Annotated in this window: 8 protein-coding genes; 3 read left to right on the top strand and 5 right to left on the bottom strand. The window is 73.1% G+C overall.

Annotated features, from left to right (window positions below; all coding sequences use genetic code 11):
- On the bottom strand, positions 1–2655 hold a 2655-nt coding region (locus LPU61_RS25525), incomplete at its 3' end, for an amino acid adenylation domain-containing protein (RefSeq protein ID WP_229406387.1).
- 117 nt (positions 2656–2772) lie between these two features.
- Complete coding sequence (locus LPU61_RS25520; protein ID WP_229406386.1) at positions 2773–6444, bottom strand: non-ribosomal peptide synthetase; 3672 nt, start codon at positions 6442–6444, stop codon at positions 2773–2775.
- Positions 6445–7164: 720 nt separating this feature from the next.
- On the opposite strand from LPU61_RS25520, the gene LPU61_RS25515 reads away from it, so the two are divergent.
- The gene (locus LPU61_RS25515) at positions 7165–8331 is read left to right on the top strand and encodes an ATP-grasp domain-containing protein (RefSeq protein WP_229406385.1); all 1167 of its coding nucleotides are present in this window, start codon (positions 7165–7167) and stop codon (positions 8329–8331) included.
- Positions 8332–8450: 119 nt separating this feature from the next.
- Here LPU61_RS25515 and LPU61_RS25510 read toward each other — a convergent pair whose 3' ends face one another.
- From LPU61_RS25510 to LPU61_RS25500, 3 genes are all read right to left on the bottom strand, one after another.
- Complete coding sequence (locus tag LPU61_RS25510; protein ID WP_043963328.1) at positions 8451–9263, bottom strand: ABC transporter ATP-binding protein; 813 nt, start codon at positions 9261–9263, stop codon at positions 8451–8453.
- Positions 9264–9359: 96 nt separating this feature from the next.
- On the bottom strand, positions 9360–10385 hold the full coding sequence (locus LPU61_RS25505; protein ID WP_043963329.1) for an iron chelate uptake ABC transporter family permease subunit: 1026 nt from the start codon (positions 10383–10385) through the stop codon (positions 9360–9362).
- Entirely contained in the window at positions 10382–11491 is a 1110-nt protein-coding gene (locus LPU61_RS25500; RefSeq protein ID WP_043963330.1) for an iron ABC transporter permease, read from the bottom strand. Before LPU61_RS25500 ends, LPU61_RS25505 begins: the two co-directional genes overlap by 4 nt.
- A 68-nt stretch (positions 11492–11559) precedes the next feature.
- Between LPU61_RS25500 and LPU61_RS25495 the strand changes: the two genes are divergently transcribed.
- Both LPU61_RS25495 and LPU61_RS25490 read left to right on the top strand, forming a co-directional pair.
- The gene (locus LPU61_RS25495) at positions 11560–12588 is read left to right on the top strand and encodes an ABC transporter substrate-binding protein (protein WP_043963331.1); all 1029 of its coding nucleotides are present in this window, start codon (positions 11560–11562) and stop codon (positions 12586–12588) included.
- A gap of 4 nt (positions 12589–12592) precedes the next feature.
- Positions 12593–14083 (top strand): aspartate aminotransferase family protein, encoded by a 1491-nt coding sequence (locus LPU61_RS25490; protein ID WP_229406384.1) that lies wholly within the window; start codon positions 12593–12595, stop codon positions 14081–14083.
- Positions 14084–14089: the final 6 nt, after the last annotated feature.

Genomic DNA, 14089 nt, shown 5'->3' with positions numbered 1-14089 from the left:
GGGCATGCCGGGGTTGGGCGGGATGATCGCGACGGGTGGGTCGACGCGTCGGTAGCGGGCGTGCAGTGCCTCGTGCCGGCGGTGCACGTCGCCGAGCGCGGCCATCAACGCCCGCAGATTGAGCTCACCCTCCACCCACCAGGTGGTCGGGCAGACCAGCTCGAAGGGGAGCCAGACGCACTTGGCGACCGACAGCGTCAGCGGCACCGGTTTCGCCGGCCCGGAGCGGGCGGCACCCGACGGTTCCGCCTCGACCCGGGGGCGACGCGGCGCGGTGGTGAGCCACGCGGCGAGCGCGTGGGGCGTGGGGGTGCGGCGGATCTGGGACACGGGGACGACGGCGTCGGTGGCCTCGTCGAGTGCGGCGGCCACGGCGGCGGACTGGAGGCTGGTGCCGCCGAGGTCGAAGAAGCTGTCGTGGACGCCGACCCGGTCGATGCCGAGGACGGTGGCGAAGGCCGTGGTGACGAGCTGCTCGTCGGCGGTGCCGGGCGCGACGTAGTCGACGCCGACGTCGGGGCGCTGGGCGTCGGGGGCGGGCAGGGCGCTCCGGTTGATCTTGCCGGTGCCGCCGACGGGGAACCGGTCCAGGACCATGACGACGGCCGGCACCATGTAGGACGGCAGCACCGCCGCCGCGTGCGCGCGCAGCGCGGGCACCGATGGCGTGCGTCCGTCGCGTCCGGTGACGTAGGCGATGAGGCGGGGGGTGTTGTTGTCGTCGCGGCGGGTGACGATGGCGGTGGTGACGTCGGGGTGTTGTTCGAGGGTGGTTTCGATTTCGCCGAGTTCGATGCGGATGCCGTTGATTTTGATCTGGTGGTCGATGCGGCCGAGGATTTCGAGGGCGCCGGTGGTGTTCCAGCGGGCGAGGTCGCCGGTGCGGTAGGCGTGTTGGCCGGTGTGGGGGTCGGTGACGAATCGTTGGGTGGTGAGTTCGGGGCGGTTGAGGTAGCCGTCGGCGATGCCGTGGCCGGTGATGAGGATTTCGCCGGGCATGCCGGCGGGGACGAGGTTGAGGTGGGTGTCGACGATGTGGATCTGTCGGTTGGGCATGGGCCAGCCGATGGGTACGTAGGGTCCGCCCCAGCCGGTGGAGGCGTCGTACCAGGTGCACGCCACGGACGCCTCCGCCGGCCCGTACGCGTTGATCAGCCGTACGCCGGCGGCCAGCCAGCGCTGCGCCATCCGGGGCGGCACCGGCTCCCCGGCGAGCGTCAGGCACGACATGCTCGGGCAGTCGGCCGGGTCGACGGCCGCCAGGTTGGTCGGCGGGCAGAACGCGTGGGTCACCTGCTGCTTGGCGATCAGGTCGGTGAGGCGGCGGGCGTCGAGCAGCTCGTCGCGGGAGCAGACGACGACGGTCGCACCGGAGGTGAGTGCGGTGAAGATCTCGCCCAGGGCCACGTCGAACACGGGCGTGCAGCTGTGCAGCATTCTGCTGTCGGGGCCGATGGCGCACTCGTCGGCCATCCAGGCCAGGAAGTTCGTCAGCTTCTCGTGCGTCAACACCACACCCTTCGGGGTGCCCGTCGACCCCGACGTGTAGATCACGAACGCCGGCCCATCCACCCCCACCGTCGGCAGGTCCACCGGACCGGCAGCCTCGATCTGCGGCCACTCCTCGTCCAACGCCACCACCCGCACCCCACCCGGGCACGGCACCCGCGACACCACCTCACCCACGGTCAACACCACCCGCGCACCATGATCAGCCAACAACACCCGCATCCGCTCCGCCGGCCACGCCACATCCATCGGCGTATACGCCGCACCCGCCCGCAACACCCCCAACGCCGCCACCAACGTCCACAAACTCCGATCCAACGCCAACGACACCACATCGCCCACACCGACGCCCGCCGACCGCAGAAACCCCGCCAGCAACCCCGACCTGCGCTCCAACTCCCCGTACGTCAACACCTCACCACCCGCCACACCCGCCACCGCCTCCGGCGACCGCTCCGCCCACCCCACCACCAACTCATGAATCGGCACGGTCGGCACCTCCCGCACCGGACCCCGACCCCACCCCAACAACCGATCCCGCTCCGCCGCCGACACCAGCGCCAACCCCGACAGCCCTCGGTCGGGCTCACCCGATCCCGCCGTCATCACCGTCACCACCGCGTCCACCAGCCCCCGCACCCAACCGTCCGAGAACTCCTCCACCGCGAAGTCCACCCGCAGACCCGAACCGTCCCCGGCCACCCACACCATCAGCCCCGCGTCCACGACGTCCGGCCCCACCTCGGCCACCGGCCCATCGGCCAACCCCACCACCACCGGACCCACCGACTCCGCAGCCGTCACCGACAACGGAGCCGCCAACGCCGCAGCCACCCGACCGAGCAGGTCACCGAACCCCGGATCACCGGCCACGTCCACCCGCAGCACGCCACCCGAGGCCAGCCCGAGGACCACCTCTACCTGACCCGTGTACCGCGCCAACACCCCCACCAGCCCCGCCACGACGGCAGCGCCCGACGCCGCCGCGCCGGCCGGCCATTGCACCGCCCGCCACACCGAGCCCGCCCGCGCCGGCCACCCCACCGGCCGACGCAGATCACCCACCAGATCGAGGGCCTCGAAGTCGGTGCCGGGGCCGGCGAGCCCCGGAGCCTGGGCCTGACCACCAACGGACCCGACAGACATGAGCCAAACCTCCGATCAGGACCGGCGTACCCGCAGGCACGGCCGGTTCGGCAGAACCAGGAACCCGGTGGGCGCGGCCGTCCGCGCCCACGGCACGAGAAGGGGTACGACGTTCGATCAGTGCCCAAGGGGCGGCACGGGACCGGCCTCGAGGAAGCGCAGCATGTGGCCGTTCAGCTCCTCGGCGAAGCGGTACGGCAGGTAGTCGGTGCGGATGGTGACGCGCAGGAGGGCGTGGTCGGCGCGGGGCAGCACCTCCACGGTGAGGCCGTTGGACACCTCCCGGGCGTACGGGTCGACGACCTCCTCGGTGCGGCAGCCGGGCAGGTCCAGCGGGAGCACCACGTTGTCCTGGTAGACGAAGGTCGGCAGGCTGGCGACCACCTCGCTGGAGAGCCCGGCCGCGGGATCGTCGGCGGTCTCCGCGAAGGGCACGTCCTGCGCCCGCATCAGGTCGGCGACCGTCTCGTGGACCCGCAGGACGAGCTTGTCGTCCTGCGGCCCGTCGAAGCGCACCCGCACGCAGTTGAGGTTGAGTCGGGTGGTGAACGCGGAGTCGAGCACCCGGCTGCCGCGCTTGGCGACCACCATCAGCAGGCCGATGTCGTCCTGGTGGTGGACGGCGCGCAGGGCGGTGGCGAAGGCGGCGACGAAGTAGCTGGAGCGGCTGAACCGGTGCTCCCGGGCGGCCCGGTCCCACCGCTGCATCACCTCGGGCGGCACCGTCACGGTGTGCCCGGCCTTCGGGCCCCAGGCGAGGGCCTGCTCCAGCGACACGGTCGGCCCACCGTCGCCCTGCCGGGGTAGGCCGTGGAGCTGGCCACGCCAGTATGCGCGTTGGGCGGGCAGGTCGGCGGCGTCGCGGAGCCGGGCGTACTCGTCGTGGATCTGGCGGAGGGTGGGCGCCGGATGGTCCCAGGTGGGTGACTGTCCGGCCTTACGAGCGGTGTAGGCGTGGGTGAGGTCGTGGACGAGGAGGGTGTGGGACCAGCCGTCGAAGGCGATGTGGTGGATGCCGATGCCGAGGAGGGTGCGGTTGGTGGAGCGGTCGCGGATGATGGCGGTGCGCCAGTTGCGGCCTTGGGTGTAGTCGAGGGGTTGTTGGACGGCGTCGGCGAGTTGGTCGAGGGCGTCCTGGGTGGTGGTGGCGTCGGTGAGCAGGAGCAGTTGCGGCATACCCGGGTTCGCCGGGACCAGCGCCACCGGCGGCTCCACCCGTCGGTAGCGGGCGTGCAGGGCCTCGTGCCGGCGGTGCACGTCGCCGAGCGCGGCCATCAACGCCCGCAGGTCGAGGTCGCCCTCGACCCACCAGCTCACCGGGACCACGACCTCCAGGGGCGACATCAGGCACTTGGCCACCTGCTGCGCGAGGGGCACCGGCCCGGGACGCTGGCGGCCCTGGCCGGCGGCCGGGGTGGTGCCCGTACGCCGCGGCGCGGTGGCGAGCCACGCGGCGAGCGCGTGCGGGGTCGGGGTGCGGTGGATCTGGGACACGGGGACGACCACGTCGGCGGCCTCGTCGATGCCGGTGGCCACGGCCGCCGACTGCAGGGACGTGCCGCCGAGGTCGAAGAAGCTGTCGTGGACGCCGACCCGGTCGATGCCGAGGACGGTGGCGAACACCGTGGCGACGAGTCGCTCGTGCTCGGTGCCAGGTGCGACGTAGTCGACGCCGAGATCGGGGCGGCGGCCGTCCGGGGCGGGGAGCGCAGCCCGGTCGATCTTGCCGGTGCCGCCGACGGGGAACCGGTCCAGGACCATGACGACCGCCGGGACCATGTAGGACGGCAGGATGGCGGCGGCATGCTCGCGCAGCGCCTCCGGCGTGGGGGTACGTCCGTCGCGTCCGGTGACGTAGGCGATGAGGCGGGGGGTGTTGTTGTCGTCGCGGCGGGTGACGATGGCGGTGGTGACGTCGGGGTGTTGTTCGAGGGTGGTTTCGATTTCGCCGAGTTCGATGCGGATGCCGTTGATTTTGATCTGGTGGTCGATGCGGCCGAGGATTTCGAGGGCGCCGGTGGTGTTCCAGCGGGCGAGGTCGCCGGTGCGGTAGGCGTGTTGGCCGGTGTGGGGGTCGGTGACGAATCGTTGGGTGGTGAGTTCGGGGCGGTTGAGGTAGCCGTCGGCGATGCCGTGGCCGGTGATGAGGATTTCGCCGGGCATGCCGGCGGGGACGAGGTTGAGGTGGGTGTCGACGATGTGGATCTGTCGGTTGGGCATGGGCCAGCCGATGGGTACGTAGGGTCCGCCCCAGCCGGTGGAGGCGTCGTACCAGGTGCACGCCACGGACGCCTCCGCCGGCCCGTACGCGTTCAGGACCCGGGCGCCCGCCGCCAGCCAGCGCTGGACGAGTTGCGGCGGTGCGGCCTCGCCGCCGAGGACGACGCAGCGCAGGCTGGGGCAGGCCGTCGGGTCGAGCGGGGCGACGTTCGTCGCGGGCCCGAAGGTGTGAGTGACGCCGTGCCGCTCGATGAGCCCGGTGAGCCGGCGTACGTCGAGCAGGTCGTCGCGGGAGCAGACGACGACCTGGCCACCGGAGATGAGCGTGGCGAAGACCTCCCCGAACGCGGCGTCGAAGACCGGCGCGGCCGAGTGCAGCATTCTGCTGTCGGGGCCGATGGCGCACTCGTCGGCCATCCAGGCCAGGAAGTTCGTCAGCTTCTCGTGCGTCAACACCACACCCTTCGGTGTGCCCGTCGACCCCGACGTGTAGATCACGAACGCCGGCCCATCCACCCCCACCGTCGGCAGGTCCACCGGATCGGCAGCCTCGATCTGCGGCCACTCCTCGTCCAACGCCACCACCCGCACCCCACCCGGGCACGGCACCCGCGACACCACCTCACCCACGGTCAACACCACCCGCGCACCATGATCAGCCAACAACAGGCGCATCCGCTCCGCCGGCCACGCCACATCCATCGGCGTATACGCCGCACCCGCCCGCAACACCCCCAACGCCGCCACCAACGTCCACAAACTCCGATCCAACGCCAACGACACCACATCGCCCACACCGACGCCCGCCGACCGCAGAAACCCCGCCAGCACCGAAGACCGCCGCTCCAACTCCCCATACGTCAACACCTCATCGCCCGCCACACCCGCCACCGCCTCCGGTGACCGCCGTGCCCAGCCCACCACCAACTCATGAATCGGCACGGTCGGCACCTCCCGCACCGGACCCCGACCCCACCCCAACAACCGATCCCGCTCCACCGCCGACACCAACCCCAACCCCGACAACCCCCGCCCAGGCTCACCCAACCCCGCCACCACCAGCGTCACCACCGCATCCACAAACCCCCGCACCCAACCGTCCGAGAACTCCTCCACCGCAAAGTCCACCCGCAGACCCGAACCGTCACCGGCCAGCCACACCACCAGACCGGTATCCACCACACCCGGCCCCACCTCGGCCACCGGCCCATCCACCAACCCCACCACCACCGGACCCACCGACGCCGCATCCGCCGCCGACAACGGAGCCGCCAACGCCGCAGCCACCCGACCCCGCAACTCACCAAACCCCGGATCATCCGCCACATCCACCCGCACCACACCACCCGAGGCCAGCCCGAGGACCACCTCCGACTGACCCGTATACCGCGCCAACACCCCCACCAGCCCCGCCACCACCACGACACCCGAACCCGCCACACCCACCGGCCACGACACCACCCCCGACACCGAACCCGCCCGCGCCGGCCACACCACCACCCGCCGCAGATCACCCGCCAGGTCCAGACCCCCGGCGTCCACCGCGCCATCAGCGAACCCAACAGGCATGAGCCCAACCTCCGAGTGAATGGGGACGACCGGGAGAGGCGCGGGCCGAGGCGGCCGGTCGGCCGTGGTGCCGTGGGGCGGACGTACCGCAGCACGACAATGCCGTGGCGGGGACGTGTCGTGGGTGGACGTACCGCAGGGTGCCGGGCCACCGCCGAACGACCCGCCCTCGCCATGTTCCGGTCGCGGGCGGGCCCACGATCGCCCACATCCGTTCCCGGTCCGGTGCGGTGCGGGGGAACGACGACCCGACGGGGCCCGACGCTACGGAGCCTGGCCAAGCGGCGTACACCCCTAGAATTCGGGTGGGGTGGACCCCTAGCGCGGCGGTGGCGAAATGGGCCGGTCCCACTCGGCTGTCCGGCCCATCCGCGCGCCCGCAGGGCGCTGACTATGCTTCACCGATCATGATGTCGATCATGACGCAGTCGGTGACTGGTTGATCACACATCGGCTGCTGGTGTGCATCGCGCCGGCGCAGCGCTGACCACAAGCCAGCCGCTACCTGACCGGCCCAGCCCGGATCCGTCCGGCCGGTGCACGCGGCACGCCCGACTCTCGCGGCCGAGCGGCCTCACCAGGACCGGTACGCCATGCCTCACCCGCCACGTGCTCCGCAGCTCGCGGCCGTGGCGTACCGGGCTTCTCGCCACACCCCGAGGCCCCCTGTGCGGGGCCGGCATGTCAGGAGATCCAATGGATGGGCCTATCCAAGTACAGGTGTTCGCGCACGACGGGGTGGTCCTGGCCCGGCCGCCCAGCCCGGTGGAGACCGCCGGCAGCCGCTATCTGACCAGCGCGGGCGCGGGCCTGCACAACGGGTTGGACATGGTCACCGGCCTCCACCTGACCCTGCCGCACCAGTCGGCGGTCATCTGCAGCAGCGGGGCCAGCGCCGACAAGTCGCTGCGCCTGCTCAGCCGGTGCGGCCTCAAGACGCCCAGCGACCTGCGTGAGTATCGCTCCGGCGAGCAGGCGGTGCGGCTCGCCCGGGAGGCCGCCGGGCGGGGCGAGCTGCTGGAGTTCCAGTTTCCCCCGCAGGACCCGCAGCTGCGGGCCGCGCCGGCCCGGGTCGCCCCGGACCTGCTGGCCCGCCTCAACAACAAGACGGTCCTGGAGACCCTGATCGCGCCGGACTACCTGCCGCGCCGGCAGGTGGCCACCCCCGCCGAGGTACGGCAGATCGTGCGGGCCGACCGCCGGCCGGCGGTGCTCAAGCCGGCCGGCACCGAGGTGTACAGCGGGATCGCGATCTTCACCCGGAGGTTGCAGGACCGGCTGAACCGGTCGCTGTTCCACCAGCTGGAGCAGGTGAGCGACCAGTGGATCGTCGAGGAGGAGGTTCCCTTCCAGACGGTCTGGGGCCTCCAGTTCGGCGTGACGGAGAGCGGTTCGGTCGAGTACTTCGGTGCGTCCGTGCACCTGCCGCAGCCCACCTCGACGTGGGTCGGTTGCGTGCTCGACGACGACCAACCGCCGGCGGAGCTGGTCGAAGCGCTGACGGCAGGGGTCCGAAAGGCCAGCGCCCTCGGGTACCGGGGGTACTGCTCGTTCGACGCCGGGGTCGGCCGAAACGGCGAGCTACGGGTCATCGACCCGAACTTCCGGGTCAGCGCGGCCACCACGTCGGTGCTGCACCGCAGCTCCCTGCTGGGTCAGCACCCGTGCGCCATGACCACCTTCTTCACGCTCGCGCCGGGCCTCGACGTCGAGCCGGTCCTCGCCCCGTTCATCGACCGCGGGGAACTCGTCGTGTTCATGCACTACGACCCGGCGGAGACGGACAACGGCCCGCATCCGGCGACCATTCTCGGCATGGTGGGCGCGGCCGACCGCTACGCCTGCGGCGTCCTGATCTCCCAGATCCAACGCGCCCTCCCCACCTGACGGCTTGCCGCCAGGCGTGCGTTGACCAAGAGGTTTGCGTCATCTTCCGGCCCCGCCGTGACGCAAACCTCTTGATCACGCGGGGCGGGCGGTGGCCAGGGGGTCCGGGGGAGTGGGGGTCAGGGGCGTGGGGTCGGTACGCGGCGGGCGGCCGGGACCACCAGCGGCGAGCCGGTCTCCGGGTCGTCGATGACCCGGCAGGGCAGCCCGAACACCCGCTCGACCAGGTCGGCGGTGACGATCTCCCGGGGCGGGCCGGCGGCGACCACCTGCCCGTCGCGCATGGCGATGAGGTGGCTGGCGTACCGGGCGGCCTGGTTGAGGTCGTGCAGCACCGCGACCAGGGTGCGCCCCTGCTCCTCGTGCAGCGTCGCGCACAGGTCGAGCACCTCGATCTGGTGGGCGATGTCGAGGAACGTGGTGGGCTCGTCGAGCAGCAGCAGCTCGGTCTGCTGGGCGAGGGCCATGGCGATCCACACCCGCTGCCGCTGCCCGCCGGACAGCTCGTCGACGAGGCGGTCGGCGAGGTCGGCGACGCCGGTGGCGGCCATCGACTCGCCGACGATCCGCTCGTCGTCGCGGGACCACTGCCGCAGCAGCCCCTGGTGCGGGTAGCGGCCCCGGGCCACCAGCTCGGCGACGGTGATGCCGTCGGGGGCGATGGAGGTCTGGGGGAGCAGGCCGAGGGTGCGGGCGACGCGGCGGGCCGGCTGGGCGTGGATGTCACGCCCGTCGAGCAGCACCGTGCCGGCGGTGGGCCTGAGCATCCGCGCGAGGGCCCGCAGCAGCGTGGACTTGCCGCACGCGTTCGGGCCGATGACCACGGTGAACGACCGGTCGGGGATGGTCACGTCGAGCCGCTGGGCGATGGTCCGCTTGTCGTACGCGAGGGTCAGCCCATCGCCGCTGAGCCGGGGGGTGCCGGGCCGCATGGGTGGTGCTCCGTTCTCTGTCGGGGAGAGGTGGGCCGGGCGGGTGTTGAGAAGGGGCCCTTCCTCTACAGGATGCGTCAACAAGGTGCCCTCCTTTCACAGCCGGCCGGCGCGGCGTTCGGTGGCCAGCAGCCACACCAGGTAGCCGCCGCCGAGCGCGCCGGTGACGACGCCGACGGGGAGTTGGTGGCCGGGGAAGCCGCGCTGGGCGATCAGGTCGGCGGCGACCAGCATCGCCGCGCCCAGCGCCATGGCGGCGGCCAGGTTGGGGCCGGGCGCGCGGGTGAGCCGGCGGGTCAGGTGCGGCGCGGTGAGCGCGACGAAGTTGACCGGCCCGGCGGCCGAGGCGGCGACGGAGACCAGCAGCACCGCCGCGACCAGCAGCGTCGTGCGCAGGCCCCGCACCGGTACGCCGAGCGCGGCGGCCGTGTCGTCGCCCAGTTCGGTCATCCGCAGCGCCGGCCCGCAGGCGAACAGCACCACCGGCACCGCCACGGCGAGGGTGACGGCGACGGGCACCGCCTGCGCCCAGCCGCGCCCGTCGAGGCTGCCGGTGAGCCAGAGCACGGCGCGGGCGGCGTCCATGAGCTGCGCGCGGGTCAGCAGCCAGCCGTTGACGCCGGTGAGGATCGCCGCGACGCCGATGCCGGCGAGGATCAGCCGGTGCCCGTGCGCGCCGCGCGCCCACGCCACCGCCCACAGCAGGACGCCGGTGGCCAGCCCGCCGGCCACGGCCGCGCCGGCCAGGGCGAGGGTGCCGCCGCCGACGACCACGACGAGGAGCGCGCCGGTGGCCGCGCCCTGGGTGACGCCGAGGATGTCGGGACTGCCGAGCGGGTTGCGCACGAGGGCCTGGAAGACCGCGCCACCGAGGGCGAGGGCGGCCCCGACGAGCAGGGCGGTGACGAGCCGGGGCAGCCGCAGCTCGCCGATGATGAAGTCCTCGGCGACGGTTCCACCGCCGGCGAGGGTGCGCAGCACGTCGGCGGGGCTCATCGGGTAGTCGCCGCCGCCGATCGACGCGACGCCGAGCGCGCCGGCGGCCAGGGCGCAGCCGAGCCCGACGAGCAGGGCGCGGGCCCGGAACCGCACCGACCAGCCTCGGACGCGTACGACGCTCACGCGCGCACCGCCCGGGTGCGGGTGACCAGGTGCAGGAAGAGCGGGCCGCCGAGCACGGCGGTCATGATGCCGACCTGGAGTTCGCCGGGGCGGCCGAGCACCCGGCCGGCGACGTCGGCGCCGAGCAGCAGCACGGGGGCGAGCAGCGCGCAGGCCGGCAGCAGCCAGCGCAGGTCGGGCCCGGTGAGGGTGTGCACGAGGTGTGGCACCAGCAGCCCGACGAAGACCAGCGGCCCGCAGGCGGCGGTGGCCGCGCCGCAGAGCAGGGTGACGGCGACGATGACGGCGGCGCGGACCACGGCGGGGTTCGCGCCCAGCGCGCGGGCCTGGTCGTCGCCGAGGGCGAGGGCGTTGAGCGGGCGGGCCGCGGCCAGGGCGATCGCCAGGCCGACCACGACGAACGGCAGCACCCGGGCCACCGTGGCGAGGTCGGCGCTGGCCAGCGAGCCGACGGTCCAGAACCGCATCTTCTCCAGCGAGGCCGCGTCGAGCAGCATCACCGCGCTGACGTAGGAGTAGAGGGCCGCGTTGAGGGCCGCCCCGGCGAGGGCGAGGCGGGCGGGGGTGGCGCCCCGGCCGCCGCCGACGGCGTAGACGAGGGCGGTGACGGCCGCCGCGCCGGCGAGGGCGAACCAGACGTACCCGCCGACGGTGGCGACGCCGAGGAACGCGGCGGCGCTGGCCACGGCGGCGGACGCGCCGGCGTTGATGCCGAGCAGCCCGGGGTCGGCGAGGGGATTGCGGGTGACGGCCTGCATGACCGCGCCGGCCACTCCGAGGGCGGCCCCGGCGAGCAGGCCGAGCAGGGTGCGCGGCAGCCGCATCTGCTGCACCACCGCGTGGGCGGGGGAGGCGGGGTCCCACAGACCCGCCCAGACCTCGGCGAGGCCGAGCTGCCGCGCGCCGACGGCGAGGCTGACCGCGCACACGGCCGTGAGCAGGGCGAACGCGGCCAGCAGCCCGGCGATCCGGGCCGCGGGCCGGCCGCGTCGCGGCGGCGGGGCGGGGGGCGTCGCCGGCGGCGCGGGTGCGGTCGGCGACGAGTCGGTGACGGACAGCGGAAGCTCCTGTGTGGTGGGAATCGATCGCTGAGGGCTGTTGACAATAACTTAGGTTAGGGTAACTTAACCTCGCCCTTGGTCATCGGACCACCCCGGAGCGGAAAGAAGCCGTCATGCCCGTACCCGTGTCCCGCCCGCGCCTGACCCGCCGTGGCCTGCTCTCCGCCGGCGGAGCCCTCGCCGTCGGTGCCCTGCTCGGCGGTTGCGGCGGCGCCGACGACTCCGCCTCGCCGGCCGCCACCAGCGGCCCCTGGTCGTTCACGGACGACCGGCCCGAGAAGGTGACCCGGGACGCCACCCCGACCCGCGTGGTCGCCTTCACCGGCGTGGCCGCGGCGTTGGTCGACTTCGGACTCGACAGCCAGCTCGTCGGCGTGTTCGGCGAGACCACCCGTTCCGACGGCTCGAAGGAGCCGCAGGCCGGCGACCTCGACGTCGGCAAGGTGACCGTGCTCGGCAACGTCTGGGGCGAGTTCAGCATCGAGAAGTACGCCGCCCTGCGCCCCGAGCTGCTGGTCACCCACATGTACGACCCGGGCGCGTTCTGGTACGTCCCCGACGAGAGCAAGGACAAGATCCTCGCCCTCGCGCCCACCGTCGCCATCCAGACCGCCCGGGTGCCGATGAACCGGCCCATCGAGCGGTACGCCGCCCTGGCCGCCGCCCTCGGCGCCGACCTCAACGCCAAGAAGGTCACCGACGCGAAGGCCCGGTTCGAGGCGGCCGCCGAGAGCGTGCGGCAGGCCGTCAAGGCCAACCCCGGCATCAAGGTCCTCGCCGCGTCCGGCAGCCCCGACGTGTTCTACGCGTCCAACCCGAAGGTCAGCACCGACCTGATGTACTTCGCGGAGCTGGGCGTCGACATCGTGGTGCCGACGAAGCTGGAGCAGGGCGACTACTTCGAGGCCCTGAGCTGGGAGAACGCCGACAAGTTCCCGGCCGACCTGATCCTGCTGGACAACCGCACCACCGCCCTGCAGCCGGCCGACCTGGCGAAGAAGCCCACCTGGGCGGCGCTGCCGGCGGTGAAGGCCAACCAGGTCACGCCGTGGGACGCGGTGCCGCGCTTCTCCTACGCCGGGGCCGCGCCGCTGCTGGAGAACCTGGCCAAGGCCATCGCCGCCGCGAAGAAGGTGAGCTGACGCCGTGGCGGGCACTCCCCGCGCCTACCTGTTGACCACCGGCACCGCCGAGGACTACCGGCGGGTGCTGGCCGAGGGCATCGACCGGGTCGGCACCCGCATCGCCCGCACCGACCGCCCGTTCACCGGCGTCAGCCCGGCCGCGCTCGCCCCGGCCGTGGCCGCCGTCGACCTGGACCGGCCGCTCGCCGACGCCACCGCCGCCCTCGACGAGCTGGAGGAGGTGTACCTGCGCGACGCCGTCTACTTCCACCACCCCCGCTACCTGGCCCACCTCAACTGCCCGGTGGTGATCCCGGCGCTGCTCGGCGAGGCCGTGCTCACCGCCGTGAACTCCTCCCTGGACACCTGGGACCAGAGCGCCGGCGGCACCCTCATCGAGCGCCGGCTCATCGACTGGACCGCCCGGCGCATCGGCCTCGGGCCCGCCGCCGACGGCGTCTTCACCAGCGGCGGCAGCCAGTCCAACCTCCAGGCGCTGCTGCTGGCCCGGGAGGAGGCGTGCGCCCGCAATCCGGCCCCCCGCCGCGAGCTGCTGCCCCGGCTGCGGGTGCTCACCTCCGCCGCCGGGCACTTCAGCGTGCAGAAGGCCGCCACCCTGCTCGGCCTCGACGCCGACGCCGTGCGCACCGTGCCCACCGACGCCGACCGGAGGATGTGCCCCGACGCGCTGCACGCCGAGCTGACCCGCTGTCAGCGCGACGGGCACATCGTGATGGCCGTCGTCGCCACCGCCGGCACCACCGACTTCGGCTCCATCGACCCCCTCGACGCCATCGCCGACCGGTGCGCCGCCGCCGGGGCGCGGCTGCACGTCGACGCCGCGTACGGCTGCGGGCTGCTGGTCTCGCCCACCCGGCGGCACCTGCTCGCCGGCATCGAACGCGCCGACTCGGTGACCGTCGACTACCACAAGTCGTTCTTCCAGCCGGTCTCCTCCAGCGCCCTGCTGGTGCGCGACGGGCAGGTGCTGCGGTACGCCACCTACCATGCCGACTACCTCAACCCGGCCCCCCGCGCCAGCGGGGAGCAGCTGCCCAACCAGGTCGACAAGAGCCTCCAGACGACCCGCCGCTTCGACGCCCTGAAGCTGTGGCTGACCCTGCGGATGATGGGCCCCGACGCGGTCGGTGAGCTGTTCGACGAGGTGATCGACCGGGCCGACGGGGCGTGGCGGCTGCTGGCCGGCGACCCCCGCTTCGAGGTGGTCACCCGGCCCACGCTGAGCACCGTCGTGTTTCGCTACCTGCCGCCCGCCCCGGCGGGCCACCTCGCCGACGACGCCAACCGGCACGCCCGCCGCGCCCTGGCCGCCTCCGGGGCGGCCGTCGTCGCCGGCACCCGGGTCGACGGCCGGCAGTACCTCAAGTTCACCCTGCTCAACCCGGAGACCACGCTCGACGACGTGGCGCACGTCGTCGACCTGATCGCCGGGCACGCCGACCGGTACGTGGGCGAGCGGGCCGCCGCCGTCGCCCCCTGTGCGGTCGGCTGACCGGCG

The sequence above is a fragment of the Micromonospora sp. NBRC 110038 genome (genome assembly GCF_020884815.1).
In the GTDB taxonomy this organism is placed as follows: Bacteria; Actinomycetota; Actinomycetes; order Mycobacteriales; family Micromonosporaceae; genus Micromonospora; species Micromonospora haikouensis.
This window is presented reverse-complemented; position numbering and strand designations above follow the sequence as displayed.

Coding starts and splice junctions, on each gene's coding strand:
- LPU61_RS25520 (WP_229406386.1), bottom strand. CDS start 6,444: ATGCCTGTTGGGTTCGCTGATGGCGCGGTGGACGCCGGGGGTCTGGAC.
- LPU61_RS25510 (WP_043963328.1), bottom strand. CDS start 9,263: ATGCGGCCCGGCACCCCCCGGCTCAGCGGCGATGGGCTGACCCTCGCG.
- LPU61_RS25495 (WP_043963331.1), top strand. CDS start 11,560: ATGCCCGTACCCGTGTCCCGCCCGCGCCTGACCCGCCGTGGCCTGCTC.